The organism is Brachybacterium sp. FME24 (assembly GCF_014897705.1).
Lineage (GTDB): Bacteria > Actinomycetota > Actinomycetes > Actinomycetales > Dermabacteraceae > Brachybacterium.
In genome coordinates this window covers 146,642-171,455 of record NZ_JABUXV010000009.1, presented here as the reverse complement: position 1 = coordinate 171,455, position 24,814 = coordinate 146,642, and the positions used below count along the sequence as shown (strand labels likewise).

The 24,814-nt window shown below is 69.1% G+C and carries 28 protein-coding genes and 1 pseudogene; 12 read left to right on the top strand and 17 right to left on the bottom strand.

What is annotated here, in order from left to right; translation table 11 throughout:
• Positions 1-7: 7 nt before the first annotated feature.
• The 3 genes from INT51_RS12135 to INT51_RS12125 form a co-directional block, all read right to left on the bottom strand.
• Complete coding sequence (locus INT51_RS12135) at positions 8-631, bottom strand: DinB family protein (protein WP_193105565.1); 624 nt, start codon at positions 629-631, stop codon at positions 8-10.
• 52 nt (positions 632-683) lie between these two features.
• Positions 684-1,280 carry a DUF664 domain-containing protein gene (locus tag INT51_RS12130; protein ID WP_193105564.1) on the bottom strand — a complete coding sequence of 199 codons (597 nt, stop codon included), beginning with the start codon at positions 1,278-1,280 and terminating at the stop codon, positions 684-686.
• A gap of 85 nt (positions 1,281-1,365) precedes the next feature.
• Positions 1,366-1,995 (bottom strand): DUF664 domain-containing protein, encoded by a 630-nt coding sequence (locus INT51_RS12125; protein ID WP_226832286.1) that lies wholly within the window; start codon positions 1,993-1,995, stop codon positions 1,366-1,368.
• A gap of 53 nt (positions 1,996-2,048) precedes the next feature.
• On the opposite strand from INT51_RS12125, the gene INT51_RS12120 reads away from it, so the two are divergent.
• Positions 2,049-3,044 carry a YafY family protein gene (locus INT51_RS12120; protein WP_193105563.1) on the top strand — a complete coding sequence of 332 codons (996 nt, stop codon included), beginning with the start codon at positions 2,049-2,051 and terminating at the stop codon, positions 3,042-3,044.
• 38 nt (positions 3,045-3,082) lie between these two features.
• Here INT51_RS12120 and INT51_RS12115 read toward each other — a convergent pair whose 3' ends face one another.
• From INT51_RS12115 to INT51_RS12105, 3 genes are all read right to left on the bottom strand, one after another.
• Positions 3,083-3,886 (bottom strand): sulfite exporter TauE/SafE family protein, encoded by an 804-nt coding sequence (locus INT51_RS12115; protein ID WP_193105562.1) that lies wholly within the window; start codon positions 3,884-3,886, stop codon positions 3,083-3,085.
• Between the two features lie 148 nt (positions 3,887-4,034).
• Positions 4,035-4,727, bottom strand: a complete 693-nt coding sequence (locus INT51_RS12110; RefSeq protein ID WP_193105561.1) for a DAK2 domain-containing protein — start codon at positions 4,725-4,727, stop codon at positions 4,035-4,037.
• A gap of 10 nt (positions 4,728-4,737) precedes the next feature.
• The gene (locus tag INT51_RS12105) at positions 4,738-5,733 is read right to left on the bottom strand and encodes a dihydroxyacetone kinase subunit DhaK (protein WP_193105560.1); all 996 of its coding nucleotides are present in this window, start codon (positions 5,731-5,733) and stop codon (positions 4,738-4,740) included.
• Positions 5,734-5,823: 90 nt separating this feature from the next.
• On the opposite strand from INT51_RS12105, the gene INT51_RS12100 reads away from it, so the two are divergent.
• On the top strand, positions 5,824-6,087 hold the full coding sequence (locus INT51_RS12100; RefSeq protein WP_193105559.1) for a hypothetical protein: 264 nt from the start codon (positions 5,824-5,826) through the stop codon (positions 6,085-6,087).
• A gap of 80 nt (positions 6,088-6,167) precedes the next feature.
• Positions 6,168-6,842 carry a histidine phosphatase family protein gene (locus INT51_RS12095; RefSeq protein WP_193105558.1) on the top strand — a complete coding sequence of 225 codons (675 nt, stop codon included), beginning with the start codon at positions 6,168-6,170 and terminating at the stop codon, positions 6,840-6,842.
• 113 nt (positions 6,843-6,955) lie between these two features.
• Here the strand turns inward: INT51_RS12095 and INT51_RS12090 are convergent, their stop codons facing one another.
• Positions 6,956-7,996 (bottom strand): M14 family zinc carboxypeptidase, encoded by a 1,041-nt coding sequence (locus INT51_RS12090; RefSeq protein WP_226832285.1) that lies wholly within the window; start codon positions 7,994-7,996, stop codon positions 6,956-6,958.
• A 152-nt stretch (positions 7,997-8,148) separates the two neighbouring features.
• On the opposite strand from INT51_RS12090, the gene INT51_RS12085 reads away from it, so the two are divergent.
• The 3 genes from INT51_RS12085 to INT51_RS12075 all read left to right on the top strand — a co-directional run bounded on the left by INT51_RS12085 (position 8,149) and on the right by INT51_RS12075 (position 10,889).
• A complete protein-coding gene (locus tag INT51_RS12085; protein WP_193105557.1) occupies positions 8,149-8,634 on the top strand; it encodes a nucleoside deaminase in 486 nt (161 codons plus the stop codon).
• Positions 8,631-9,914: a cytosine permease gene (gene codB / locus INT51_RS12080; RefSeq protein WP_193105556.1), complete on the top strand. Its 1,284-nt coding sequence runs from the start codon at positions 8,631-8,633 to the stop codon at positions 9,912-9,914. The genes INT51_RS12085 and codB overlap by 4 nt, the downstream gene beginning before the upstream one ends.
• Before the next feature lie 279 nt (positions 9,915-10,193).
• Complete coding sequence (locus tag INT51_RS12075; protein ID WP_193105555.1) at positions 10,194-10,889, top strand: bifunctional 2-polyprenyl-6-hydroxyphenol methylase/3-demethylubiquinol 3-O-methyltransferase UbiG; 696 nt, start codon at positions 10,194-10,196, stop codon at positions 10,887-10,889.
• 16 nt (positions 10,890-10,905) lie between these two features.
• On the opposite strand, the gene INT51_RS12070 is transcribed toward INT51_RS12075, so the two are convergent.
• From INT51_RS12070 to INT51_RS12060, 3 genes are all read right to left on the bottom strand, one after another.
• Entirely contained in the window at positions 10,906-11,703 is a 798-nt protein-coding gene (locus INT51_RS12070) for an SDR family NAD(P)-dependent oxidoreductase (RefSeq protein ID WP_193105618.1), read from the bottom strand.
• 83 nt (positions 11,704-11,786) lie between these two features.
• Positions 11,787-12,803, bottom strand: coding sequence for an aldo/keto reductase (locus INT51_RS12065; protein WP_193105554.1), 1,017 nt, complete (start codon positions 12,801-12,803; stop codon positions 11,787-11,789).
• Between the two features lie 178 nt (positions 12,804-12,981).
• Positions 12,982-14,088, bottom strand: a complete 1,107-nt coding sequence (locus INT51_RS12060; protein ID WP_193105553.1) for a hypothetical protein — start codon at positions 14,086-14,088, stop codon at positions 12,982-12,984.
• A gap of 508 nt (positions 14,089-14,596) precedes the next feature.
• On the opposite strand from INT51_RS12060, the gene INT51_RS12055 reads away from it, so the two are divergent.
• A complete protein-coding gene (locus tag INT51_RS12055) occupies positions 14,597-15,577 on the top strand; it encodes an LLM class flavin-dependent oxidoreductase (protein WP_193105552.1) in 981 nt (326 codons plus the stop codon).
• 76 nt (positions 15,578-15,653) lie between these two features.
• Here the strand turns inward: INT51_RS12055 and INT51_RS12050 are convergent, their stop codons facing one another.
• Both INT51_RS12050 and INT51_RS12045 read right to left on the bottom strand, forming a co-directional pair.
• On the bottom strand, positions 15,654-16,148 hold the full coding sequence (locus tag INT51_RS12050) for a protein NO VEIN domain-containing protein (RefSeq protein ID WP_193105551.1): 495 nt from the start codon (positions 16,146-16,148) through the stop codon (positions 15,654-15,656).
• Complete coding sequence (locus INT51_RS12045) at positions 16,145-16,303, bottom strand: hypothetical protein (RefSeq protein ID WP_193105550.1); 159 nt, start codon at positions 16,301-16,303, stop codon at positions 16,145-16,147. Before INT51_RS12045 ends, INT51_RS12050 begins: the two co-directional genes overlap by 4 nt.
• 58 nt (positions 16,304-16,361) lie before the next feature.
• Here INT51_RS12045 and INT51_RS12040 point away from each other — a divergent pair, with 58 nt between their 5' ends.
• The 3 genes from INT51_RS12040 (at position 16,362) to INT51_RS12030 (ending at position 21,121) form a co-directional block, all read left to right on the top strand.
• Positions 16,362-16,787 carry a (deoxy)nucleoside triphosphate pyrophosphohydrolase gene (locus tag INT51_RS12040; protein ID WP_193105549.1) on the top strand — a complete coding sequence of 142 codons (426 nt, stop codon included), beginning with the start codon at positions 16,362-16,364 and terminating at the stop codon, positions 16,785-16,787.
• The gene (locus INT51_RS12035) at positions 16,784-19,924 is read left to right on the top strand and encodes a DEAD/DEAH box helicase (RefSeq protein ID WP_193105548.1); all 3,141 of its coding nucleotides are present in this window, start codon (positions 16,784-16,786) and stop codon (positions 19,922-19,924) included. The genes INT51_RS12040 and INT51_RS12035 overlap by 4 nt, the downstream gene beginning before the upstream one ends.
• Positions 19,925-20,449: 525 nt before the next feature.
• Positions 20,450-21,121, top strand: coding sequence for a bifunctional 2-polyprenyl-6-hydroxyphenol methylase/3-demethylubiquinol 3-O-methyltransferase UbiG (locus tag INT51_RS12030; RefSeq protein WP_193105547.1), 672 nt, complete (start codon positions 20,450-20,452; stop codon positions 21,119-21,121).
• A 15-nt stretch (positions 21,122-21,136) separates the two neighbouring features.
• Here INT51_RS12030 and INT51_RS22545 read toward each other — a convergent pair.
• Together INT51_RS22545 and INT51_RS12020 are read right to left on the bottom strand one after the other, a co-directional pair.
• A pseudogene (locus tag INT51_RS22545) lies at positions 21,137-21,223 on the bottom strand (excalibur calcium-binding domain-containing protein); the annotation flags it as partial.
• A gap of 128 nt (positions 21,224-21,351) precedes the next feature.
• Positions 21,352-21,732, bottom strand: a complete 381-nt coding sequence (locus tag INT51_RS12020; RefSeq protein WP_193105546.1) for a nuclear transport factor 2 family protein — start codon at positions 21,730-21,732, stop codon at positions 21,352-21,354.
• 180 nt (positions 21,733-21,912) lie between these two features.
• On the opposite strand from INT51_RS12020, the gene INT51_RS12015 reads away from it, so the two are divergent.
• Positions 21,913-22,776 carry a CPBP family intramembrane glutamic endopeptidase gene (locus tag INT51_RS12015; RefSeq protein WP_193105545.1) on the top strand — a complete coding sequence of 288 codons (864 nt, stop codon included), beginning with the start codon at positions 21,913-21,915 and terminating at the stop codon, positions 22,774-22,776.
• 54 nt (positions 22,777-22,830) lie between these two features.
• On the opposite strand, the gene INT51_RS12010 is transcribed toward INT51_RS12015, so the two are convergent.
• Both INT51_RS12010 and INT51_RS12005 read right to left on the bottom strand, forming a co-directional pair.
• A complete protein-coding gene (locus INT51_RS12010) occupies positions 22,831-22,986 on the bottom strand; it encodes an SDR family oxidoreductase (RefSeq protein ID WP_370540804.1) in 156 nt (51 codons plus the stop codon).
• A gap of 42 nt (positions 22,987-23,028) precedes the next feature.
• Positions 23,029-23,649, bottom strand: coding sequence for a TetR/AcrR family transcriptional regulator (locus INT51_RS12005; RefSeq protein WP_193105544.1), 621 nt, complete (start codon positions 23,647-23,649; stop codon positions 23,029-23,031).
• 128 nt (positions 23,650-23,777) lie between these two features.
• Between INT51_RS12005 and INT51_RS12000 the strand changes: the two genes are divergently transcribed.
• Entirely contained in the window at positions 23,778-24,674 is an 897-nt protein-coding gene (locus INT51_RS12000; RefSeq protein WP_193105543.1) for an SDR family NAD(P)-dependent oxidoreductase, read from the top strand.
• 34 nt (positions 24,675-24,708) lie between these two features.
• Here the strand turns inward: INT51_RS12000 and INT51_RS22850 are convergent, their stop codons facing one another.
• A complete protein-coding gene (locus INT51_RS22850; protein ID WP_226832282.1) occupies positions 24,709-24,810 on the bottom strand; it encodes an excalibur calcium-binding domain-containing protein in 102 nt (33 codons plus the stop codon).
• Between the last annotated feature and the right edge of the window lie 4 nt (positions 24,811-24,814).

The window sequence follows — 24,814 nt, the reverse complement described above, 5'->3', positions numbered from 1 at the left end:
TCGGCCCTCAGCCTCGGTGTGCCCAGAGGTCGCGCAGCAGGGCGATCTCGGCGAGATGGTGGATCAGTTCGCGGTTGATATGGGCGACGAGCGTGGCGCGCGAGTTCTCGGCCCAGGGCCCCTCCGCCTCGCCCACTGCTACCTGCAGATCGTCTTCATCCCAGGAGCGGACACCGGAGATCCATCGCTCGAACTCTTCGTCGAACTGGGCCAGCGCCTCCTGCGCCGTGGCCGCGTAGGACCAGGACATGTAGTCCGCAGGCGGGCCGCCGAGGTGGGAGTGGCTGCGTACTGCGAGCACTCCGACGATGAGGTGTCCGAGTCGCCAGGCGATGGTGGTCAGCGGGGTCGGATCGGGTTCGGGGAACTCGAAGTCGATGACCATGTCCCCGGCGCCTCCCTGGATCGAGGTGGGCGGGGTCTGTCCCTCGTGCACGCGAGGGTGAACGGTCCAGCTGGCGCCCTCCGTCGTGGGGTCGAAGAAGTACTCCTCGTCGGTGAGCCCTTCGAGGCGCGGGCGCAGGAACTCGCGCACGTGGAGTTCGATCTGGTCGATGAGGACCGTGCTCAGGTCGCCGTCCTTGCCCTGCGGCGCGTCGGCGGCGCCGGGGGTGAGATCGTCGCTGGTCATGGGGTTCTCCTGTCGTGCGGTCGAAAGATCTGCGGTCAGTGTCGGAGCGTGCTCACCAGCCGGGCGGCGGCCACGGCTCCCCGTCGGCGAGCGCGTTGAGCTCGTACGCGATCTTGGCGTCGACGCTCTCCCGGATGATGTCCGCGTGTCCGGCGTGGCGGGCGACCTCCTCGATGCTGTGCAGTGCGATCCAGCGCACGGTCCATCGTTCCTCGCCGCTGAACCACGGTGCCGCCGGGGTCGGGACCGGAGTGTCGAGGTCCGCGTTCTCGAGGGCGGTCGCGAGCCGCGCACCAGCGGCTTCGAGGTCGTCGATCAGTGTCTGGGCGGTATCCGAGGCCCGCATGCCGGCCTCGTCGTCGCCCCGGAGGGCTGCGGCATTGTCTTCGGCGGCGTTCGACGCCGAGCCCGCCGCGCCAGAGGTGGCAGCGGCCGCCATCACGGCCTCGATCTGCTGGGCGATCCCGTCGACGACGTCGAGCACATGGCGGGCGAGGGCACCCAGGCTGAAGCTCGAGGCGCTCGGGGTCGCGGTGAGCCGTTCACGGTCCAACCCCTGCAAGGTGGTGGCGACCTGGCGGATCTGCTGCTGCGCGAAGACGGCGAGGCCCTCGCGCTCGGTGGTGACGTCGGCGGTCAAGAACGGCATCGTGCTCTCCCTGCGTTGGTGATCGCGCCTGTTGGTGATCGCGCGGCGGTGGATCGTCGGGTTCGTGCTCGGGACCGGAACCTTCTCACCAGCCCGCGGGCGGCCACTGCTCCCCGGCGGCGAGGGCATTGACCTCATAGGCGCCCTTGGCGTCGATGCTCTCGCGGAGGATGTCGGCGTGTCCGGCGTGGCGGGCGTTCTCCTCGATCTGGTGCAGGGCGTACCAGCGCACGGTCCAGATCTTGCGGCCCTCGAACCAGGGCTGGTCCGGGTAGGGGCCCTCGGTCTCCGGATCCGCGGCTCGGATCGCCGCGGCCAGCTGCTCACCTGTTCGGTGGAGCTCGGCGATGAGGGACTCGGGGGTGTCCTCCTCCCGCACCGCGCCCGCGGCGATGGTGCCCTCCGCCTGGAACTGGGCCGGGGTGCGTTCGGGTTCGGGTCCCATCTCCGGGGCGGCGGCGATACGCATCGCCGAGCCTTCGGAAATGAGGATCACGTGCCGGGCGAGGGCGCCGAGGCTCATGCCCGACGCGCTGGGAGTCTGGATGATCTGTTCGCGGGTGAGCCCGTGAAGGGTGGTCGCGACCTGGTCGATCTGCTGTGCGGCGAAGGTGGCGAGGCTGTCGCGCTCGCCGGTGACGTCTGCGGTCAGGAACGGCATCGTGCTCTCGATTCTCTCGATGCGGGGAACCCCGCCTGGCTGGACAGGTTCCATGTTCGATCCTGAAGCGGACAGCTCCTGTCCGCGAAGTCGGTCAGACTGTCCCCATGAGCGACGTGACGAGGAGAGCCCTGCGGCTGCTCGCCCTGCTGCAGTCGCGCACGGTGTGGACCGGGCCAGAGCTGGCCGATGAGCTCACGGTGACGGTGCGGACGGTGCGACGCGACGTGGACCGTCTGCGCGAGATGGGCTACCCGGTCCTGACCTCGGCCGGCCACGGCGGGGGCTATCAGCTGGGTGCGGGCCGGGAGCTGCCCCCGCTGCTGCTCGGCCCGCACGAGGCGGTCGCGGTCGCCGTGGGTCTGCGCCTGACGGCGACCTCGGGCATCGAGGGTCTGGACGTCGAGGCCCTGCGCGCGCTCGCGGCACTGGACCGGATCCTGCCTCCGGACGTGCGCTCGGAGGTCTCCGCCGTCACCGGCGCGATGGGCGTGGTGGCCCGGCCCGTCCCGGCCGCCCGCTCCGAGGTGCTGCTGGCTCTGGCCACGGCCGTGCGGGACGGCATGCGGGTGCGCGTCGACTACCAGCGGGGCGATGGCGAACGCTTCGAGCGACGCCTCGAGCCGTACCGGGTGCTGTCCATCGAGGGGCACTGGTATCTGTTCGCCTGGGATCTGGACCGGGAGGACTGGCGCACGTTCCGTCTGGACCGCATGCACGCGGTCAGCCCGAGCACCTTCGCGATCACGCCGCGACCCACTCCGGACATCGAACGCACGGTGCGCGATTCGATCACCCACGGGGCCTACCCCCGGGAGGTGACCGTGCGCCTGCTGGCGCCGTACGACGCGATCGCCGCCAAGGTCTCCGCCCGCGCCGCATCGCTCACGCCCGACGGGGAGGATGCCTGCATCCTGCGGGCGGGCGTCGATGATCTGCAGTGGCTCGCGATGCATCTGATCTGGCTGCGGGTGCCGCTCGAGGTGATCGACCCCCCGGAACTGCTGGAGATCTTCGAGGACATCGCGACCCGGGCGGCGATGATGGAGCCGGCGCCCGATGGCACGAGCACCCCTCCCGATCGCGGGTTCGACCCGTCCTGACGGGCCTCTGCTGACCGGGCCGTCCGGAGGCCCCCGGGTCAGATCACCAGCAGCCCGATCGCCGAGGCGACGGTGAGCACGAGCACGACGCGCTCGAAGACGCCCTGCGGGATCCGCCGTGCGATCTTCGCCCCGCAGTACGCACCGATCAGCACGAGGGGCACCAGCATCGCGTCCATGACCAGGGTGTCGCGGGTGATCAGGCCGAGGCCCGCGGAGAACGGCAGCTTGATCACGTTGACGATGGCGAAGAACCAGGCGGAGGTGCCCAGGAAGGTCAGCACCGGCATGCGCATCGCGTAGAAGTACATCGACATCACGGGCCCGCCGGCATTGGCGACCATGGTCGTGAACCCGCCCAGCACCCCGTACCCGGCGCGGCCCACGGCGACGCCCGGTCCCGACGGAGTCTCCTCCGGCTCCGGCTCGCCGGCCCGCGCGGCCGTCGCGACCCGGGCCGTGCGCCGGCGCCAGACGGTCACCGCGATGAGGATCAGCAGGATCACGCCGATGGTGGTGCGCACGGTGTCGCCGCCGACGGTCGCGAAGAAGATCGTGCCGAGCACGACGCCGATCAGCACGCTGGGGATGAGGCGCACCAGCGTGCGCACGTCGGGCTCGCGCCGGTATACCCACAGCGCAGTCGCATCGCCCACCATGAGCAGGAGCAGCAGGGCGGCCGTGGACTCCTTGGCGGGCAGCGCCAGGGCGAACAGGCCCACGGCGATGGTGCCCCCACCGGGCATCGCGGTCTTGGACAGGCCGACGACGAAAGCACCCACCACCACGAGCAGCCAGGTGGCGGTGCCGAGGGAGGGGAACAGAGCGGCGAGATCAGCCATGAACAGCGAAACTACCAGCGTCGTTCAGCTCAGGTCGCGACGGTCCACCGCGCACTCCGGCCGACGGCTCGCCGCGCGCCCTGCCCTCGCACGCTCCGCCCCCGGGGCGCCCTGTTCTTCGGGCACCTCGGGGCCGGGCGGGGCCCTGTCAGGCGACCCAGGAGAGGTCGACGGCGCCCGAGCCGTCGGCGCCGGCGCGGGCCGAGCCGATCACGAGGGCCATGGCGGCGGCGCCGGGGTCGATGACGCCCCGGGAGGCGTCGCCGACGTAGCTCGCGCGGCCACGGCGCGCAGTGGTCTGCGCCGTGGCGGTGGCCGCGGCGACTGCGGCGTCCTCCGCCTCGAAGAGTGCCTCGACGGCGCTGGTCTCCGCATCCGCCTCGAGGGCCGCACGCAGGGCGGCGATGGCTGGGTCGAGGGAGTCGATCATCGTCTTGTCGCCGATCTTCGCCTCGCCGTAGCGCTGCACGGTGGCCTGGCCGGCGGCGAGCGCATCGCCGAACTGCGCCGCGGTGGGCACACTGCGACCTGCCTCGTCCCCGGCCTTCGCGAGGTCGCGGAAGAACATGCCGAAGAGGGGGCCGCTGGTGCCGCCCACGCCGAGCCATGCCATGTACAGCGCGGTCAGCCATTCGCGATAGCTGGTGGGCGGATCGGCCTCGAGGTTCGCATCGAGGTGCTTCATCGCGGTGCGCACGTTGGTGCCGAAGTCGCCGTCACCGGCGCGGCGGTCGAGGTCGCCGAGATCGTCCGCGGCGCCGACGAAGGCCTCGCGCAGGGTGAGGACGAAGGCGCGGCCGAAGCCGGCGGGGAGGGCGGGGCTGGAGGTCTGTTCGGTCATGGCGTGCTCCTTACCAGGTCAGGGCCGGGGTGCGGACGGGGGCGTCCCAGAGTCGGCGCAGCTCGTCGTCCAACGGCATCAGGGTGATCGAGACGCCGTGCATGTCCAGGCTGGTCACGTAGGGGCCGACGAGGGACCGGCCGATCTCGATGCCCGCGTCGCCGAGGCGGTGATGCAGGGCGCGGGCGACGAGCTGCAGCTCGAGCGGGTACGTGGAGCCCAGGCCGTTGACGATCGCGAGCACCTCGTCGCCGCGGCTCAGGTCGAGCTCGGACAGCAGCGGCTCGAGCAGCAGGTCGGTGAGTCCGTTCGCGTCGGTGAAGGATGCGCGCTTCGCGGCTCGTTCCCCATGGATGCCCACGCCGAGCTCGATCTCGTCGTCGCCGAGGTCGAACTGGGGGCGGTCGTCGCCCGGGTGGGTGCCGGCGGCGAGGGCCAGGGACATGGTGCGGGCCGACGTCGCGACCCGGCGTCCGATCGCGGCGACGTCGGCGAGGCCGGCGCCCTCCTCGGCGGCCGCGCCGCACACCTTCTCCACGATCACGGTGGCGGCGGTGCCGCGGCGGCCGGGGCCGTCCTCCCCGCTGTCGGTGGCGATGTCGTCGTCGACCAGCACGATCTCGGTGTCGATGGCGTCGTCGCCGCTGATCTCGCCGGCGATGCGGAAGTTCAGCACGTCGCCGGTGTAGTTCTTGACGATCTGGACCACGCCGCGGCCTGCGTCGGCCGCCTTGGTGGCCGCCAGGACCTGCAGGGCGGTGGGGCTGGCGAACACGGCGCCGGCGACTGCGACGTCGAGCATCCCGGTGCCCACGAAGCCGGCGTGCAGCGGCTCGTGGCCCGAACCGCCGCCGGAGACCAGGCCGACCTTGTCGCGGGCCGGCTCCTTGCGGGTGATGAAGCGGTGCTCCGCCTCCAGCTCGAGCAGCCGCGGGTGGCTGAGCACGAGGCCCTCGAGGGCTTCAGGGACCAGGTCCTCCGGGTCGTTGACGATGCTGCGACGCATGACGCGCTCCTTCCGAGCAGTGCAGGTGGGCCCGACACTATCCTGCGGTGATGCACACCTCCGCCGCTCGAGAACGGCGAAAGCCTGCTGGTGCGGGCGGACGGGGAGTACTCGTCCACCAGGTGCGCGCTGCTCATCGACGGCGGCCTGGGCGATCGGGTGCGACTCACGCAGGAACTGGGCGAGCCCGCGGACCTCACCGATCAGTCCGTGCCCCGGCTGGACCCGTCGGCGCCCTTCTCGAGCCGGCCCGTCACCGTGGGCCTCGCGATCCTGGCGGGCGCCGGCGCCCTGGCGGTGGGCGCGGGAGTGGTCGCCGTGGTCGCAATGCTCGTTCTCCGCCGCCGCCCCTGACCCTTGGATCGACCCTGACCTGCACCGGGAGGTCCCGCGGTGCTCACCCGGGGTGCAGGAGCGGACCGTACAGTGCTGGCATGCGTCTTCTCCTCATCCGTCACGGCCAGACTCCCAGCAACGTCGAGGGCATCCTCGACGCCGCCTACCCCGGGCCCGGGCTGACTCCGCTCGGCCACACCCAGGCCCAGGCGATCCCCGAGGCGCTGCAGCACGAGACCCTCTCCGGGCTGCACGTCTCCCGTCTGCTGCGCACCCACGAGACCGCGGCACCGCTGGCCGCCGCCCTGGACATCAGCCCGCGGCTCACGGAGGGGCTCGAGGAGATCCGCGCCGGTGATTACCAGATGCGCCGTGACCAGGCGGCCGTCGAGGCGTACCAGGAGAACCACGCCCGCTGGAGCGCCGGCGAGTTCGCCGAGGGGCTGCCGGGCGGGGAGAACGGGACGCAGTTCTGGCAGCGGTGGACCGGCGCGCTGAAGCACATCGCCGGGCTCTACCCCGAGGAAGCGACCGTCGCGGTGGTCAGCCACGGCGCGGCGATCCGCGTGTTCGCCGCCGTGGTCGGCGGGCTCGGCGCCGCCTCCCTCGAGGAGCGGCCGCTGTACAACACAGGCATGGTCACCCTCACCGGCCATCCCGACCAGGGCTGGACGATCGAGGACTGGGTGAGCACACCGATCGGCGGCGAGCACCTGCTGGGCGCGACCGCGCACGACGTCACCTCCGACGACACGGCCGACGCCGCGGTCTGAGACCCGCACCCGCCAGGTGCCGCAGTCAGCGGGCGGCAGGTTCTGCGGCGCCGAAGAGTGCCCCCTCTGGGCGACCTGTGACGTTCCGGCTCCGCCTCAGCTCTGCCGGTCGATCACTCGTCGGGGTTGTAGGTGGTCTGTGTGGGAAGCGTGTCCCAGAACGAGGCGTCGGCCGTCTCGATGGACCCGTCGGCGATGGCCCGCGCGGTCGCTTCGAGCGTGACCACGGTCTGCCGGATCAGGTAGCCGCTGCTGCGGGCTCCCAGCACGGCGGACTCCCGGGAGTGGTCGGACATGCCGCGCATCTCGAACAGCAGCGTCGCGATGTCGTACTCCACCGCCAGCCCGTTGCGGCTGATGGTCTCGGCCGATCCACCGTCGTACTTGCCGAGCAGGCCCCAGCCCTTGGCCTCGACGGAGTGATAGACGACGGCGCCGAGCTGCTTGGAGCGGTCGACGAGATCGGGCGCGGCGCTGGGGGTGGTCGGGTAGAGGATCGAGCCGGAGACCCAGTCCTCCCCGATCGCGCTGTAGGCGCCCTGGTGGTGCAGGTCGATCATGTAGTCGATGTCGAAGGCGCCCAGCACGTTGTCGTGCAGGGCCTGCGTCTCGGGCTGGAGCCGGTCGATGTGGTCGCGGTTGAGGTCGACCTCGGCCGCGTTGTAGCGGGTCAGGTGACGGTCGCCGTGGGCGATGTAGTCCTCGAGCGAGAAGTCGACGTCCCCCATCGCGCCGTCCGGATTGAGCATCGGGACCACGAGGATGTTGACGCCGTCGAGCACGTCGCGGGTGCGCCCCGTGCCGAGGTGCCTGATGAACTCGAGCGCTCCCTCGGTGGTGAGCTGCTCGTTGCCGTGCTGCTGCGTGAGGTAGAGGACCGTCGGGTTGTTGGGATCGCTGATCCATGACGCGAGGTAGAGGTCCCGCCCCTTGAGGGACTGACCGATGACCGTCAGCTCCATCGCCGTGTGCTTCGCGGCCTGGTCCTGCAGGAACGAGGCGACATCGTCGTAGGTGGACAGATGGGCGGTGGTGATGTTGCCGTTGCCGCCCCACTCCGGTCCGTTGCCCACTGCGCCAGCTGCGGCGGGAGCGAGCACGATCGGAAGGGCGGTCATGGCACCGAGGACACGTCGTCGTGTGATGTGGGTCATGGGACGACTCAATCATCATCCGTTCCGCGACTCACGGAAGGATCCGGACAGGTCTCGGTGCGATCTCGCCGCCGGGCCCGAGAGCGCGGCAGGCCTCCATCGGTTCTACGATGCCGGGCGACCATCCCGTCGAATGCAGGAGCGCGCATCCCATGACCTGGACCCCCACCCCCGAGGACGACCGCCGGTTCCTCGACCTCGCCATCGAGCAGGCCCGCCTCAGCTGGGACGAGGGCGGGGTGCCGATCGGTGCGGTGCTCGTCCATGACGGCGAGGTGCTCGCCGCCGGGCACAACCAGCGCGTGCAGAAGGGCTCCGCGATCCTCCATGGCGAGACCGACGCGATCGAGAAGGCGGGCCGGCAGCCCGCGAGCGTCTACCGCGAGTGCGTGCTCTACACGACTCTCTCCCCGTGCATCATGTGCTCCGGGACTGCCCTGCTGTACGAGATCCCCAGAATCGTGATCGGCGAGAACCGCACCTTCGAGATGGCCGAGTCGCTGCTTCTGGACCGCGGCGTCAAGCTCGACGTCCTCGACGATCCCGAGTGCATCGCCCTGATGGAGCGGATGATCGCCGAGCGCCCCGAGATCTGGAGCGAGGACATCGGCGTCGAGACCGAGGAGCTGACTCGATGACCACGCCCGTCTCCGACGTCGACGAGGCCGACCCACCCGTCGACCCCGACTACCCGCTCACGCCGGTCCCCCGCTCCGCGCGGCGCGGCGTGCTCTCCATCAGCGTCGTCCTGATCGGCTTCACCATCTTCGCCCCCACCCTCATGGCGGGCGCGAGCATCGGCGCGGCATTCCCCTTCGCCGAGTTCCTCGCCGTGCTCCTGGTGGGCTCCGTCGTGCTGGGCGCTTACGTCGCTGCGATCGGCTTCCTGGGTGCACGGACGGGCCTGACCACCGTGGTCATGTCCCGATACACCTTCGGCACCGCCGGCTCCAAGGTCGTCTCCCTCCTGCTGGGCGGGACGCAGGTGGGCTGGTACGGCGTGGCCGTCGGCACGATCGGCCAGATGACGGCGCTGGCCTTCGGCTGGGAGAGCGCCTGGGCGCCCGCGCTCGTGATGATCGCCGTCTCGGTGCTGATGATGCTCACCGCCCTGTACGGCTACGAGGGCATGTACTGGGTCTCCCTCATCTCGACGCCTCTGATCCTGGTCCTCGCGTTCTGGATCACCGGGATGGCCCTCACGGAGGTCGGCGGGATCGGCGGTCTGTTCGACATCGCCCCGGCCACCACCATGACCTGGGCCGCGGCGGTGACCACCGTCGTGGGGACCTTCGCCTCCGCCGGCACCCAGGCCGCGAACTGGACCCGCTTCGCCAGGCGCGGCCGCGACGCCGTGATCGCCTGCGCGGTCGGGTTCGCGATCGGCAACGGGCTCATGGTGTTCTTCGGCGCGGTCGCCGCCCTCGCCTTCGGCGAAGGGGACTTCACGACGTTGCTGCTGGGCATGGGGATGATCGGCTGGGGCTTGTTCTTCCTGTTCGGGAATCTGTGGAAGTCCAATGCCGACGCCGCCTACGCCTTCGGGGTGGCCGGCGCGGAGATGGCGAGCTCGACCCGCAAGGGCCCCTTCATCATCGGCGGCGTCGCGATCGGCACCCTGCTCGCCCTGACCGGCGTCGAGAGCCACATCATCGGTTATCTGAGCCTGCTGGGCGTCCTCATCCCGCCGCTGGGCGGAGTGCTGATCGGCGACTGGATCGCCCGCTGGCGCAGTGGGCAGCCGGCGCTGTCCACGCTCACGGAGAAGGTGCGGTGGCAGGCGCTCGTGCCATATGCGCTGGGGTGCCTGGTCGCCTGGGGCTCGAACGAGCTGGGCGTGGGCATCGCCCCGCTGAACGGGATCATGGTGGCGCTGGTGCTGGCGTGGGCGTTCGGGAGGCGAAGCACGAAGAGCTGAGGCTGTCGGGTCAGGAGGAAGTCCGTCACCCGCTTGCGCAAGGTCGGGGTGGCGGCGTCCACCTACCCGGCGCGGCTCCTGCGTGTGGTCGTCTTCGCGGAGCCCGCCCTCGTCTCGATCCCCCACCCGCGGTGACACCCGGTCGGCCGTGACCGGGCAGAACCGCTGGACGTGACGCCGATCTACCGGAGCGGCGCGAAACGCAAGGCGGGGCCCGTCGGGGCGGCTCCGTGCGCAAGATTCCTGTCGCGGCGGCGGCCGATCTGCCAGTCTCTCCCCATGACCGGACACCCCCAGCACGCCGTCGAGCACCAGCACGGTGACACCGCCGAGTATCGCGCCGCGGAACCTTCCCTCTCCCCCGTCGAGCACTGGGAGCAGCGCTACTCGGGCCTGGAGCGCATCTGGTCCGGGAAAGTCAACGCCACGCTCGCCGACGTGGTCGGCGAGTTCGAGCCCGGCACCTCGATCGACCTGGGCTGCGGGGAGGGCGGGGACGTGCTGTGGCTCGCCGAGCACGGCTGGCAGGCCCGCGGACTGGACATCTCCGAGACAGCCGTCGGCCGTGGCCGAGCCGAAGCCGCCGAGCGCGGCCTCGAGCAAGCGACCTTCGCCGCGACCGATCTCGATGCCTGGCAGCCGGAGCCGGACAGCGTCGACCTCGTGACCGCGTCGTTCTTCCAGTCCGAGGTGGCACTGGAGCGGAGGGAGATCCTGCGCCGTGCCGCCTCCGCGATCCGCCCCGGCGGGCACCTGGTGACCATCTCCCATGCGGCGCCACCGTCGTGGGCCGACCATCCCCCCGCGCACCTGATCGAGCGCATGATCGACGTGCGCACGGAGGCGGAGCAGCTCGCCCGGCCCGTCGAGGACTGGGCGGTGGAGGTCGCCGAGGAGCGTCGGCGCCCCGCCGTCAGCCCCGACGGCGCACCCGGGGAGCACGTCGACGCGGTGCTCGTGCTGAGGCGGCGCTGAGCGGCCCCCTCACTCCTCAGGGCAGGATCGCGTCCGTGTACCCGCCGTCCACGCGCAGCGCCCCGCCCGTGGTGGCCGAGGCCAGCGGCGAGGACAGGTAGACGACCATGTTCGCGATCTCCTCGGGGCGGATCAGGCGCTGCACCAGGGACTGCGGGCGGTGCAGCCGCATGAACTCGGCCTCCGCCTGCTCCCAGGTCAGCTTCGGATCCACCAGCTGGTAGACGAAGTCCTGCACGCCCTCGGTGTAGGTGGGGCCCGCGATCACGGAGTTCACCGTCACCCCGGTACCGGCGGCGTCCTTGGCGAAGCCGCGGGAGACGGCCAGCAGCGCCGTCTTGGAGACCCCGTAATGGATCATCTCCGCCGGGGTGACGATCGCGGAGTCGCTGGCGATGTTCAGGATCCGGCCCCAGCCGGCCTCCTTCATGCGCGGCAGCACCGCGCGGATCAGCCGCACCGCGGAGAGCACGTTGACCTCCCAGTAGCGCTGCCATTCCGCCTCGCTGATCTCCAGTGCCGGCGCGGCACCGAAGACGCCGAGGTTGTTGACCAGCACGTCCACGTCCCCGGTCGCGCCGAGAGCGGCCTCCAGGCCCTCATCCGTGGTGACGTCCCCGGGAGCGGCGATGAGCTGCTCCGCCGCGACCCCTGCCCCTGTCAGCGCGGCGACCGCCTCCTGGACCCGCTCGGCGGTGCGGCCGTTCACGGCGACGCGGGCACCCGCCTCCGCGAGCCGCCGGGCGATGGCGAGGCCGATGCCCTGCGTGGAGCCTCTGACGAATACTGTCCTGCCGGCCAGATCCAGATCGATCATGGGAAGTCCCCTCCTGGGTGGATTGCTACGTCCAGGCAGGAACGCGGGAGAGGACCGGATGCTTCCCCGCGTCCCACGGCTCACCAGCGCGGGTGGATGGACTCCCGCAGCAGCGCGTCGTACGTCTCGCGGATCGCCGTGTCGAAGCGGTCCAGCACCTGACGCTGCTCCGCAGTCGGCTCGCTGCCGGCGGCGGCATTGCGCTGCGCCTGCGTAGCGCTGCTCGCGCCGGGGATCGCGCTGGTCACGCCGTCCTGGTCGAGGATCCAGCGCAGCGTCGCCTCGGGCAGCGCCATCGCGCCGTCCAGTGCCTGTTCGAGACGGGCGACGGCCTGCAGGCCGGTCTCGTAGTCGACGCCTGCGAAGGTCTCACCCTGGTCGAACGCCTCGCCGTGACGGTTGAAGCTGCGGTGGTCGTTGGCCGCGAACGTGGTCGACGCCGAGAACTTTCCGGTGAGCAGGCCGGAGGCCAGGGGGACGCGCGCGATGATCGCGACGCCCTTCTCGCGGGCCAGGGGCACGACCTTGTCGAAGGGCTTGAGACGGAACGGGTTCAGCACGATCTGGATCGAGGCGAGGTGCTCGCGCTCGAGGCTGATCAGTGCCTCCTCGCAGGTCTCGACGCTGACGCCCCAGGCGGCGATCTTCTTCTCGTCGGCCAGCGCGTCGAGCACGTCGAACACCCGGTTCTCGCGATAGATCGCGGGCGGCGGGCAGTGCAGCTGCACGAGGTCCAGGGTGTCGGTGGCGAGGTTCTGCCGCGAGCGCTCCACCCAGGACCGCAGATTCTCCTCGGTGAAGGACTCCGGGGCGAAGGGATCCGCCCGACGGGACGCCTTGGTGGCGACGAACAGCGGCGCGGCCGCCCCCGTCACGGCAGCGGCGCGCTCGCTCATCACCCCGACCAGGCGCTCGCTGCGACCATCGCCGTACACGTCCGCGGTGTCGAAGAAGGTCACGCCCGCCTCGAGCGCGGCATCCAGCACGGCGTTCGCGGACTCGTCGGAGACATCGCCCCAATCGGCGCCGATCTGCCAGCAGCCCTGGCCGATCGCGGACAGCGGGCGACCCAGGCGGGAGGGGGTGCGGTACTGCATGGACATCATCGACCTCAGTTCGTCAGGGTGTCGCTGAGCAGCGACGCCAGGTGCGCGTCCCAGTCTTCCAGACATCACCCGACTGCTTCAGACGAGGAAGCCGGTCCACCGGGAGCGCATCGCACTACGCCGACTGCTCGCATGTTCCGAGGCATCTCTCCTCGGCCCTCCAGGCCCGTTACATCGACGACGACAGCTGCACGTACGCCTCACAGGTAGTTGCGTCCTCGCTGATGATCAAGCCCAGGTCCGACAGCAGGAGCTCGCCCCCGGCCGGAACCGTGTTCGGGAACTCCGATCCCCCGCCAACGATCTCTCCCGCGTCATTGAGACAGACGATCTGGATGCGAGGATCCGACCAATCATCTCCGGTCGCGTTCTCGATCTTGAACTCCGGGCTGCTCGCAGGAGCTTCGATCGGGTCGACCACCGGCATGGCCTCGATGCGGCTTCCGTGGTCACTCACGCTCACGGTGGCTTCAACGCGTGACGCGGTTTCGCCGGACGGGACCTCGACCTGCGTGCCCATCGGGAAGGTTGTGCCTTCCGTGCTGAGTTCCTCGACATGCTCGGCAGAGGCGATGAGATTGTCCCCCTCGTCGTAGACGTTGAAGAGGACGGTCGCGAACTCGCCAGTCAAACTTTCGTACTCGACCATCGCGGTCACCCAGGCGTAGCCATCACTCGCAGCCATCCCGGATTCGGTCACCTCTACGTGGCCAGCGACTTCGGCCGGGGCCGCGGAGGTCTCGGCGCCAGCAGGAACCGTCTCCGACGTCTGTTCGAGCGTCACCGTACCGCTCTCACCGAGCGCCGACGCCTCGTAACTGATCTCCCCGTCCTCGTAGAGGAAGTCCTTGGTGTCGTCGCCGGATGCCAGGAGCTCGAGGTCCGTCTGGCCATGATCGTTCGTGGACGTCCACGTGTACGCCCCCTCCGCGGTCGGCGCATCGAACGACCCAGCCCAATAGAGCCGCGAGTCCTCGCTCCCGTCCTGCGGCACCCAGTTGACGGTGAACGCCGACCCAGCAATGACCGCCTGCTGCGCAAAGGCACTGTCCTCGGTCGATTCCCACACGCCGGTGAGGTCGGGCACATCGACCTCTGCCACCGTTTCATCGGCGGCATCTGCAGCGCCCGTAGCGCCCGCCGTGTCCTTAGCATCCGTAGATCCGCATGCAGCCAAGGCGCCCATCACCACAGCGGCCAAGGCGAGGCCACCGGCACGGCTGCGAAGGTGGCGTCGCGCTGACGGGGCCCGACCAACCAAAGCAGTCAGAGTCATTCAATTCTCCAAGAGTCAGGCCCCGAACGCGGGCGAGCTATGCCGACCTCGCGCCGACTGTCACTGGAATTGAACCATCAACTTGTTGGCTCGATGCAGGAGTGATGCCAGTTGCAACAGGATCGACACCTCGGAGCCCGCGCCCATCTCGATCTGCTGCTGCTCAGGGCTCACTCGGCAGAGCCACGCTACGCGTAGCCCACAACTGAGTTGAGTCCCGCATAGTGGTGTGGCGCGGTGGCCCTGGGGGCGTCTCTCACGAGGAAGCAGTCACCGTGTGCTCCTTCGAGTGAACCTCTGAGTGAACTTCTCCCGGCACTCTCGGCCATCATGCGGGTCCGTGACGCTGAGCCGAAGGGCGAGAGGGCGCCGTCTCGCGACGTGGCGTCTCAGGGGCGGTGCAGGGTTCTGCTGACCCGCCACGAAACCGGGAAGAGAAACGACGCCGTGGGCGTTGCCACCGAAGGTGCGGCGCCGTCCGGCGCCGCCTCCCGTTGAAAGGTGCTTCATGCCTGTCCCGCTCTCGATCCTCGACCTCGCCACCGCCGCCCGCGACCAGACCGTGGCGCAGGCACTGGAGGGCACGGTCGCTCTGGCCCAGAAAGCGGAGGAGACCGGGTACGAGCGGGTCTGGTACGCCGAGCACCACAACATGCGGTCGATCGCGTCCTCAGCCACCTCGGTGCTGATCGCCCACGTCGCTAACCACACCAAGACCATTCGACTCGGAGCGGGCGGCATCATGCTGCCCAACCACGCCCCGCTGGTGATCGCCGAGCAGTTCGGCACCCTCGAGACGCTCCACCCCGGGCGGATCGACCTGGGACTGGGCCGGGCGCCGGGCACCGACCAGAACACGATGCGGGCACTGCGCCGCAGCGGCGCCAAGGCCGACACCTTCCCCGAGGACGTCATGGAGCTGCAGGCCTACCTGCGCGGCCAGTCCCGGATCCCGGGCGTGAACGCCTATCCGGGAAAGGGCACCGACGTCCCGCTGTACATCCTCGGCTCCTCGCTGTTCGGCGCCGGCCTAGCCGCCAACCTCGGCCTCCCGTACGCCTTCGCCTCGCACTTCTCCCCCGGCGCCCTGCACGAGGCCATCGCGCTGTACCGCCGCGACTTCCAGCCGTCCGAGCAGCTCGAGAAGCCCCACGTCATCGCCGGCTACAACGTCATCGCCGCCGACGACCAGGCCGACGCCGAGCGCCAGCAGCACGAGATGATGCGCAGCCGGGTGGCGCTGCTGCTCCAGCCGGGCACCGAGTACACCGACGAGCAGGCCGATGAGCTGCTCGCCGCACCCCAGGCTCGGCACCTGCACCAGATGGCGACCTACAGCGCCGTCGGCACCCCCGACGTGGTCCGGGACAAGGTCACCGAGTTCGCCGAGCAGACCGGCGCCGACGAACTCATCATCGCCCACCAGGGCCCGCAGGTGGAGCAGCGGCTGCGGTCCACCGAGCTGCTCGCCGAGGCGTATCTGGGCTGAGAGTCGCTGCCTGCCGGGGCGCCGCTGCCCGCGACGGTCACTCTTCCGTCAACGGCACCGTGCGGGTCGCGCGGTGCTACGCGAGCAGGTCGCGGAGCCCGGCGGCGTAGGCGTCGTCGTCCGCACTGGGCTCGGTCGGCGGGAGCGCGGCGAGGAGCTGGTCGGCGATCATCTCGCGCTCCACCAGGCGGGGGTCGACGTCCCGGCGAACTCGCGGGAGGGCTCGTCGGCATCGTTCAGCGAGGCCGAGGACCAGCATCTCCGCCGGATCGGCGGAGCGGACGTTGGTGACGAAGTAGTGGTGGAAGCCTTGGACCTGCTCGAGCGCCTCGACCTGGTTCGGCTCGAGCCAGAGGAAGTCAACGCAGCCGGTGCCGCCGAAGGCCTTGATCTCGATCAACCGCTTCTCGCCCGTAACGTCGTCGACGCTCTCGACATCGACGAGACTGCCTGGGATGTGGTGGGTGTCGACTGCGGCGCGGCCAGCCGCGCGTTCGTAGGCGATGACGTAGGCGATCGCGCGGTTCTCGGTCTCATAGTTGGACATGGCGACGAGCTTCGGCGGCTTCATGAACAGATGGTGGCACGGTGGGCCGACAGACGGAATAGCTGCGGGGAGAACGCAGCGGCCATATTCAGAACCTCGCGCAGGATGAACGGTAATTGCGACATTGGGACGGCGACGAGTTTCCCCAGCCAGGCACGTTGTACGGATTTCAGCGCCACGTGTCTCCTGTCGCTCTTACGATGGGCTGACCAGCCGGGACCAGTAAGAGGGAGCCGCATGTCATCGCAACCACCAATCCACGTCGTGGGAGCGGTCATCGTCCGTGATGGTCTCGTCTTCGCTGCACGCCGCAGCCCTGAGCGCAGCGCCGGCGGCCTGTGGGAGTTCCCCGGGGGCAAGGTCGAGCCCGGTGAGCAGCCGACGGGGGCGCTGCACCGTGAGCTCGCCGAAGAGTTGGGCATCGAGGTGCACGTCGGTGATCTGGCCGGGCGACATACGACCCCGGTGGGCTCAGCACTCATCGATCTAGCGTGCTACTGGGCAGAGCTGCTATTCGATGCGCCGACGGCCAGCACGGATCACGACCAGATGGGGTGGTTCGCGCCTGAAGAGTTGGCCACGCTGGACTGGTCGCCAGCAGATGTGCCAATCATCCAGGATGCCTTCGTCCTCGGCGCGCCGCAGCAATTGGGGAATCGATGAGTGGAACTCACGCTCTGGATCCCGGACTCTATGAGCTTCTGGTGACGACAGGGCTCTCCGCGGCCCTCGGTGGTCAGACCCAAGAGTCGCATGATCGGACCTTCGCTGACGTCGATGCCGCGGATGCTCCACACGTCCTCACGCAACACTTGAGCGCGGTCATTTCCAGAACGCTCTCCTCGCTACCGGTGGAGGAGCAGATCGAGACTGCGAACCGTCTACTACATGCGATCCCTGACGCAGTGCACTCCGAAACGGTGGCGTCTGGTCCGCAGCTCCTCACCTCCGTCACAGCACCTATGTCGCCGCCTCCACGTCGGCCTTCGACACCTCTGACTGATGTCGCACTGTTCACGAACTCTCGCAGTGATCCGCAGCTCGGCTCCGAGCTTCGCCTCGAGATGGCGAGTGCCGACCACATCGATCTGCTGTGTGCCTTCGTGCAATGGAGCGGCATCCGGGTTCTCGAGGATGCATTGCGCGTTGCCGCTGAGCGTGGCGTCTCCATACGAGTGCTGACCACGACGTACATCGGTGCCACTGACCGCCGCGCACTCGACTACTTCGTTCGGGAACTTGGCGCTGAAGTTCGGGTCAACTATGACTCGCAGTCCACACACCTCCATGCGAAGGCGTGGATGTTCCACCGCAAGAGCGGTTTCCCCACCGCCTACGTCGGCAGCTCGAACATGAGCCGCGCAGCGCTGGTCGATGGCCTGGAGTGGAACGTTCGACTGTCCAAGCATGCGACCCCAACGTTGCTCGACAAGTTTTCCACAACCTTCGCGACCTATTGGGACGACTCGGCGTTTGCACCGTATGACCCGGACACTGATGCCGAGTACCTCGACCAGATGCTTGCGAAGAATGGGGCACGGCGCGGCGACGGAGAAGTCAACGTCAGCCTCCTCGATGTCCGCCCGTACCCGCATCAGCAGATCATGCTTGATGATCTGCAGTCCGAGCGGGAAACCCACGACCAGCATCGGAACCTGCTCGTCGCCGCCACGGGCACAGGTAAAACGGTCATCGCGGCGTTGGACTACAAGCGGCTCGCCCAGGATGGACCGCGACCGAGCCTGCTGTTCATCGCCCACCGCCAAGAGATTCTGGAGCAAGCCCTACGCACCTATCGCGAGGTCCTCAAGGACGGAGCGTTCGGTGAGTTACTCGTTGGCGGAGCACGCCCGTCTCGGGGGCGCCACGTATTCGCCTCCGTCCAGTCGATCTCGCGGGAGGCCGAGATGGAGCGCTGGGATCCGTCGCACTTCGACGTAGTCGTTGTCGACGAGTTCCACCATGCCGAAGCCACGACATACCGACGGTTACTCGACCACTTCACACCGCGTGAACTCCTTGGCCTGACTGCAACACCCGAGCGATCGGACGGAGTGAACGTCGCCGACTTCTACTTCGACGGACGCATAGCCAGCGAGCTTCGACTGTGGGACGCGCTGAAGGCCGATCTGCTCGTGCCCTTCCACTACTTCGGGGTCGCCGATGGCAGTGACCTGCAGGGCATCCGCTTCACACGAGGGCGCTACGACCTCAGCCAGCTCTCTGCCCTCTACACGGGCAATGACGCGCGTGCTCGCATCGTACTGAAGACCGTCGCCGACAAGGTCACCGATCCCTCCCGAATGAAGGCCCTCGGATTCTGCGTAAGCGTGGACCATGCGCACTACATGGCAGAGGTCTTCAACGCCGCCGGGATCCCCTCACTCGCCCTCTCTGGTGAGTCGCGAAGTGGGGAAAGGCGCGAAGGGTTACAGCGGCTTCGCGACGGCAAACTCGCGTGCATCTTTGCGGTAGACATATTCAACGAGGGCCTCGACATCCCCATGATCGATACGGTCCTCATGCTGCGTCCGACTCAGTCAGCAACGATTTTCCTGCAGCAACTCGGGCGCGGCCTACGCCGTACCGAAGGCAAAGCAGTCCTCACGGTGCTCGACTTCGTCGGCCTCCAGAATGAGAACTTCCGCTTCGACCTCAAGTATCGAGCACTCACTGGCCTCTCCCGCAATCGGCTAGAGAAGAGCATCCGGGACAAGTTCCCGTTCCTTCCGCCCGGGTCGCAGATCGTCTTCGACGAGGTCTCCGGAGACATCGTTCTGCACAACGTGAAGCAGCAGCTGCGCCTGGCCACAAAGGACCTGATTGCCGACGTCCGGCAGCACCTGCCCACAGGGACGGATCCAAGTCGCTACGCGCTGGGTTCTTACCTCACCGATGCGGAGCGAGGCATGGCAGACGTATACGGCGCCAGCGATCGCACCTACCGCGGTGAGAAGCGGCCGGCGTCATGGAAAGCACTGGTGGATTGGGCCTTCCCCGCGGACGCCGCACGTCTCGCGGACCCTGAGGCCACCGCTCTGTTCAAGAGGGTTAGCAACTTGGCGCATGTCGATGACCAGGACCGCGTCGACCGGTACAGGGAGCTCCTCACAGCCCCCGAACTTCCGGCGAACCTCGACTCGGATCTCACCGCTGCGATGCTCTACTTCACGTTCTGGCCGTCCGGACATGGCGGCGGAATCCGAGCCGGCCTCGAGCGGCTTCGGAGCCTGCCAGAACTCGTGAAGGAGGTGACCCAGATCCTCGACTACCGCGAGGCCACCGTCCGCACGCTCCCCCAGCCTCTCCCCGGCGCTCTGGGAGTCTCCCCGCTGAGATCCCATGCGCAGTACTCCCGAGAGGAGCTACTCGCTGGGCTGGGCCTAGGCACTCTCGATGCTGGTGCTCCCGGAGCGATTCGTGAGGGCGTCAAGTGGATGCCTTCGTTGAAGACGGACGCGCTTCTCGTGACGCTCAAGAAGTCTGAGGCTGATTACTCGCCGACGACGCTTTACCACGACTACGCGATCAACCAAGAGCTCTTCCACTGGGAGTCGCAGAGCACCACCAGCGCCTCGAGTCCCACGGGGCTGCGGTATCAGCGCCACGGCAAGCAAGGGTCTCATGTGGTGCTGTTCGTACGGCGTGCAAAGACCGGTGATATCGGCTCCGAGCCGTACACGTGCTTGGGCACCGCACAGTTCCAGAGCTGCGAGGGCTCGAAACCGATCCAGATCCTGTGGAAGTTGGACCGTCAGGCGCCGGTAGAGCTGTATCTCGACGCACGCGCAGCTGCCTAAGCTCAGAGAACGTCAACCGGGGCGAACAGCGGCCCGATCACCGAGCGGCTCGCGCCGCACCCTCCCCTTGACAGAAGGTCCCACTACTTATCCCAAACCGCGCTCTCTCTTCAGCTTCCACTCTCGACAGTGCGGTGCGGGAACAAGCCAAGGCAGCCGGTCAGGGATGACCCCGAGGGGCGCCCTCGAGCACGCCGTGGAGCACATCGCCGCCTTCGGGGGTCCATGACGACAAACGTCAAGTACCCGAGGAGCACCCCGGCAATCGCGGCAGCGCGCAGGAACCCGAGCACGCCTTTTTCAGTCTCCGGACTGGCGGCGTCCACCTCCTCAGCGCTGGTCAGAGGCGTTCGTATCCTTGAGGGTGACCCTTGATCGGCTCCCGGAGCAGCGCAGACCCGGCTGAACCCGCAGGCTGTGACAGCGATCTACCGACGCGGCGTCCCCGGCAAGATTGGCCGGCTCACGCATGCGCGGTCTGCAAGAGCGTCGTCACTGCACCGTGGCATCTGCCAGGCTCGCCGCATGACAGCACCCCACCAGCACGGCACTGCCCACGACCACGCACCCGTGGACCCCAACGCCCACCTCTCCCCCACCGAGTACTGGGAGAAGCGCTACGGCGACACCGAGCGCGTGTGGTCCGGCCGGGTCAACGCCACCATGGCCGCGGTGGTCGGTGAGCTCACGCCCGGCGCCGTGATCGATCTGGGCTGCGGGGAGGGCGGGGACGTGCTGTGGCTGGCCGAGCAGGGCTGGCAGGCGCATGGCCTGGACATCTCCTCCACCGCGGTGGGCCGCGCCCGCGAGGAAGCCGCGGCACGTGGACTCGAAGGCGCCACCTTCACGGCGACGGACCTCACCGCTTGGCAGCCCGAGCCGGAGTCGGTGGACCTGGTGACGGCGTCGTTCTTCCAGTCGAACGTCGCGCTCGACCGCGCGGGGATCCTCCGCGCGGCGGCGTCGGCCGTGCGCCCCGGAGGGCGCCTGGTCGTCATCGCCCACGCTCAGGGCCCTGCCGAGTCATCGCACCGGGGGCCGAACATGCTCACCGCACGCGAGAATGCCGCCGAGCTCGCCCTGCCCTCGGACCGGTGGACGGTCGAGACGGCGGAGGAGCGCCCCCGCCCCACCACCGGCCACGACGGACAGTCCACCGAGCTGGTCGACGCGGTGCTGGTGATGCTCAGGCGTTGACGCCGCAGGGCCGGGCTACTCGCAGCCCACGCCGTCGCCGTCGCGGTCCAGCTTCTTGCCGTACCCGGGGTTCCCGGCGTGGATCGGGGCGGCGTCGGCGGCCCGGACCGCAGTTCTCGTAGTAGGTGGAACCTCGCCCGGAGCTCGACCCCGAGTCCTTGCTGGAGGACTAACTCAACGGCGCAACGCTTCCTCGCCCCTTGCACACCCGCGCGGTGCAGACGCGTCCCTCAGTGGGTCACGGTGGTCTGCTGGTAGAGAGTGAGCGCGGGCCTGCCGCCCGCCAGCGTGTAGTGGCTCGACATCAGGGCGACGAAGGGCTCGTCCTGTCCGTCCCGGGAGGCGGTGGCCCGGTAGACCAGCGCGGCGCTCGCCTCCCCCGTCGGGACCAGGCGCGCATCCTCCAGGGAGAAGCTGCTCCAGGCCGGAGACTGGTTCAGGGTCGCCGCGATCGTCTCCCGGTCCAGCACCATGCCGTTGACGAGGATCATCAGCGCATCGGCGGTCATCAACTCGCCGTAGAAGCTGCCGCCCGCATGCCGGGTGAGGGCCTCCCACCCGCGGTGCTCCAGCGCGAGCAGGGCATCGATCGTCAAGAGGTGGTCCGTCATGGTGTCTCCTCGCTCGTCGTGTCGTGGCAGTCCATACATGGTGCCCTCTCGCCTCCCTCCGGAGGAGGCGCGGTGGGCTGGGCGATCGGTAGGCTCTTCAGCGTCGCTGCGGTGCTGATCGGTCGCACCGCAGCGAGCCGCCCCACTCGAGCTCGGCACGACCGGAAGGTGGCCGCTCCCGTGCAACAGATCGACGAGTCCAGCGCCCCGCGGCCTCGGGTGCTGGTCTCGGCCGCGTGGCGGATCTCGCTCGTGATGCTCCCGCTCGGCGCAGGACTGGCCGCCCTGCCAGCACTGCTGCCTGACACTCGCGACCTTTCGGACCCGACGACGCTCACGCTCCGGATCGCCGCCGGATTCGCGCTGAGCGCCCTGACGGTCGCTGTGATCCTGTGCCTGGTCCGCGGCGCGGATGGTCGGCGGATGCGTGACGCCGGCCTGACGAGTCCGCGCACCGGATGGCGGCTCGCCGTGTGGGGTGCGCTGCTGTGGGCCATCCCGGCTGCGGCGACGTTCGGCGTGCTCGGGCTGCTCGGTGCCCCGCTGAGCGTCACCGTGCCGGGGCCCGATCTGGCTCGGACCGTGCTCCTGCTCCTCCTCGCGGTGCTGGTCGCCGAGGCTGTCCCCGAGGAAGCGGTGTTCCGCGGCTACGTCACGCACGCCCTCGGAACGGTCGCCCGAGAATGGTGGGTCATCATCGCCCAGGCGCTGCTGTTCATGCTGTTCGGGGCGATCCTGCGGCAGAGCTGGAACCCGGTCGACCTCTCCTTGTTCCTCGTGATGGGAATCGGGTTCGGCTGGCTCCGCCTGCTCACCGGCTCGATCTGGATGTCCGTCGGCTTCCACACCGCGTTCCAGACCGGAGCCCAGCTGGTCCTCACCCACGAGGTGCTCACTTTCGGCGGCGGGACCGGCACGGCCATGCTCGCGCTGGGCATGATCCCCTTCACCGTCGCGGCGGCCGTCACCTCCGCACTGGGGATCCCGCGCGCGGTGCACGCGGGGTCGCACGCACCGCACGAGCAGACCGGTTTACGGGCCTGACTGAACCGGCCGAGGGGGCCCGTGGGGTCCCGTCGGCCGCGCCGTGCCGGGTGCTCAGGGCAGGATCGCGTCCGTGTACCCGCCGTCCACGCGCAGCGCGCCGCCGGTGGCGGCCGAGTCCAGCGGCGGGCCGAGGTAGACAACCATGTTCGCGATCTCCTCGGGGCGGATCAGACGCTGCACCAGGAGTTGCGAGCGGTGCGGCCGCATGAGCTCGGCCTCCGCGCAGCTCAGGGTGGATCCCGGGGCCCGTCAGCGTGGGCGCAGGCCGTCGATCGTCACCGAAAGCAGGTGCGCTCGTTGCCGTGGGTCCGGCCCGATGTGCTCCTGTGCGTGCGATGCGCCGGCCAGGATCGCGATGACATCCGCCGCCGTCAGGTCCTGACGGATGCTGCCGGCACGCTGGGCATGAGTGAGCAGTGCCGCCACGGCGTCGTGCACTCTCCGGCCGACCTCCGGGTTCGCGCTGCGAATCGTGGCGACGTCGGCCCCCGAGTGAGCCAGCGCGACAGCGAACCGATGTTTGGACGCAGAAAGGTCGATCCAGCGGCGAGCGAAGGCCACAAATGCAGATTCAGCGTCCGTCGCATCGCGCAGCTGCTCGGCCTCGAGCGCCAACGTCGTCAGGCGACCCACCACGACCGCCTCGATCAGCGCGTCCTTGGTGGGGAAGTGTCGAAACACCGTGCCGATCGAGACTCCGGATCTCCTGGCCACCTCCTCGGTCGAGGCGGCCGGACCGAGTTCGGCGAAGACAGCGTCGGCAGCGGCGAGCACACGTTCTCGGTTGCGACGCGCATCGGCTCGCAGCGAGCGCGGAGGGGCAGCGCTGCCCGCAGGCCCCGCCACCGACTTCTGAGCGCCATCCCTCATCGCTCGCACCTCCTGTCCCGGTCGCTCAGGCTACCGCGCGGCGGGCCCGACCACTTGCTAAGTCGAGTCGACACTCACTATATTACCGGAGTCAGCACTCATGTTATTCGCCAGGGAGATGCCTTCTGATGAGAACGATCGTGATGACCGGCGGGACCTCCGGTTTCGGAGAGCTGGCCGCGCGCCGGCTCCTTGCCGCTGAGGGCACGCGACTGCTGCTCGGCGCACGCGGCTCTGCCCCGACCGGAGCAGAAGCACTCGGGCTGGATCTCGCCAGCCTGGCGAGTGTGCGAGCCTTCGCCGACGCCGTGATCGAGAGACTCGGCGCCAGCGAGATCGATGCCCTGGTGCTCAATGCGGGCGTCAATCCGGCCAATGCCGACGGGCGCACGCACGACGGGTTCGAGACGGCCTTCGCCGTCAACCACCTCGCCCACTACCTCCTCGTCAGGCTGCTGCTGCCCCGGCTCGCCCGTGATGCCGTGGTCGTGCTGACCACCAGTGGCACTCACGACCCAGCGGAGGGAGCAATGGTCGCGCCACCGCGTCACGCCGACGCCGAGCTGCTCGCTCATCCTGATCGCGACCCCGAGGCAGATGCCGGAACGCGCGAGGCGGCCGGGCGCGCCTATTCGTCCTCGAAGCTGTGCAACATCCTCACGGTCCGTGCGCTCAGGAGCCTCCCGGAAGCGGACGCGAAGAACCTCGACGTCCTGGCCTACGATCCGGGCCCCACACCCGGAACGGGTCTGCTGCGCAACGCGCCGGCGATCGGTCGCATCGCATGGCGAACATTCGGCGCCCTCCTGCATCGTCTCGTGCCGCGCTTCAACAGCAAGGAGGCGGCCGGTGGCGCTCTCAGCGCGATCGCGCTGCGCACAGCGCAGCCACCCACCGGGCGGTACTACGCGGCACTCCGACGCGATGAGCTCACCTGGCGCGACCCCTCCGAACGTGCCCGCAGCGACGAGGCACGAGATGCCCTCTGGAGGGACAGCGCGGCGATGGTCGGCCTGCAGCCATGACGGAGGCCCGCACAGCGCCGGTCAGGACAGTGCTCTACTCGCAGCCCACGCCGTCGCCGTCGCGGTCCAGCTTCGTGCCGCAGCCGGGGCCACCGGCGTGAATCGATCGGGGCGATGCCGACGGCCCGGATCGCATCGCA

What these genes read in the sequence shown, in the direction of transcription:
- INT51_RS12115 (WP_193105562.1), bottom strand. Translation starts at nt 3,886, where the DNA reads ATGGCTGATCTCGCCGCTCTGTTCCCCTCCCTCGGCACCGCCACCTGG.
- INT51_RS12110 (WP_193105561.1), bottom strand. Translation starts at nt 4,727, where the DNA reads ATGACCGAACAGACCTCCAGCCCCGCCCTCCCCGCCGGCTTCGGCCGC.
- INT51_RS12095 (WP_193105558.1), top strand. Translation starts at nt 6,168, where the DNA reads ATGCGTCTTCTCCTCATCCGTCACGGCCAGACTCCCAGCAACGTCGAG.
- INT51_RS12010 (WP_370540804.1), bottom strand. Translation starts at nt 22,986, where the DNA reads ATGCGGCCGCACCGCTCGCAACTCCTGGTGCAGCGTCTGATCCGCCCC.
- INT51_RS12135 (WP_193105565.1), bottom strand. Translation starts at nt 631, where the DNA reads ATGACCAGCGACGATCTCACCCCCGGCGCCGCCGACGCGCCGCAGGGC.
- INT51_RS12105 (WP_193105560.1), bottom strand. Translation starts at nt 5,733, where the DNA reads ATGCGTCGCAGCATCGTCAACGACCCGGAGGACCTGGTCCCTGAAGCC.
- INT51_RS12050 (WP_193105551.1), bottom strand. Translation starts at nt 16,148, where the DNA reads ATGAAGCCGCCGAAGCTCGTCGCCATGTCCAACTATGAGACCGAGAAC.
- INT51_RS12085 (WP_193105557.1), top strand. Translation starts at nt 8,149, where the DNA reads ATGACCTGGACCCCCACCCCCGAGGACGACCGCCGGTTCCTCGACCTC.
- INT51_RS12030 (WP_193105547.1), top strand. Translation starts at nt 20,450, where the DNA reads ATGACAGCACCCCACCAGCACGGCACTGCCCACGACCACGCACCCGTG.
- INT51_RS12035 (WP_193105548.1), top strand. Translation starts at nt 16,784, where the DNA reads ATGAGTGGAACTCACGCTCTGGATCCCGGACTCTATGAGCTTCTGGTG.
- INT51_RS12040 (WP_193105549.1), top strand. Translation starts at nt 16,362, where the DNA reads ATGTCATCGCAACCACCAATCCACGTCGTGGGAGCGGTCATCGTCCGT.
- INT51_RS12020 (WP_193105546.1), bottom strand. Translation starts at nt 21,732, where the DNA reads ATGACGGACCACCTCTTGACGATCGATGCCCTGCTCGCGCTGGAGCAC.
- INT51_RS22850 (WP_226832282.1), bottom strand. Translation starts at nt 24,810, where the DNA reads ATGCGATCCGGGCCGTCGGCATCGCCCCGATCGATTCACGCCGGTGGC.
- INT51_RS12130 (WP_193105564.1), bottom strand. Translation starts at nt 1,280, where the DNA reads ATGCCGTTCTTGACCGCCGACGTCACCACCGAGCGCGAGGGCCTCGCC.
- INT51_RS12090 (WP_226832285.1), bottom strand. Translation starts at nt 7,996, where the DNA reads ATGACCCACATCACACGACGACGTGTCCTCGGTGCCATGACCGCCCTT.
- codB (WP_193105556.1), top strand. Translation starts at nt 8,631, where the DNA reads ATGACCACGCCCGTCTCCGACGTCGACGAGGCCGACCCACCCGTCGAC.
- INT51_RS12005 (WP_193105544.1), bottom strand. Translation starts at nt 23,649, where the DNA reads ATGAGGGATGGCGCTCAGAAGTCGGTGGCGGGGCCTGCGGGCAGCGCT.
- INT51_RS12125 (WP_226832286.1), bottom strand. Translation starts at nt 1,995, where the DNA reads ATGGAACCTGTCCAGCCAGGCGGGGTTCCCCGCATCGAGAGAATCGAG.
- INT51_RS12065 (WP_193105554.1), bottom strand. Translation starts at nt 12,803, where the DNA reads ATGCAGTACCGCACCCCCTCCCGCCTGGGTCGCCCGCTGTCCGCGATC.
- INT51_RS12120 (WP_193105563.1), top strand. Translation starts at nt 2,049, where the DNA reads ATGAGCGACGTGACGAGGAGAGCCCTGCGGCTGCTCGCCCTGCTGCAG.
- INT51_RS12000 (WP_193105543.1), top strand. Translation starts at nt 23,778, where the DNA reads ATGAGAACGATCGTGATGACCGGCGGGACCTCCGGTTTCGGAGAGCTG.
- INT51_RS12060 (WP_193105553.1), bottom strand. Translation starts at nt 14,088, where the DNA reads ATGACTCTGACTGCTTTGGTTGGTCGGGCCCCGTCAGCGCGACGCCAC.
- INT51_RS12075 (WP_193105555.1), top strand. Translation starts at nt 10,194, where the DNA reads ATGACCGGACACCCCCAGCACGCCGTCGAGCACCAGCACGGTGACACC.
- INT51_RS12055 (WP_193105552.1), top strand. Translation starts at nt 14,597, where the DNA reads ATGCCTGTCCCGCTCTCGATCCTCGACCTCGCCACCGCCGCCCGCGAC.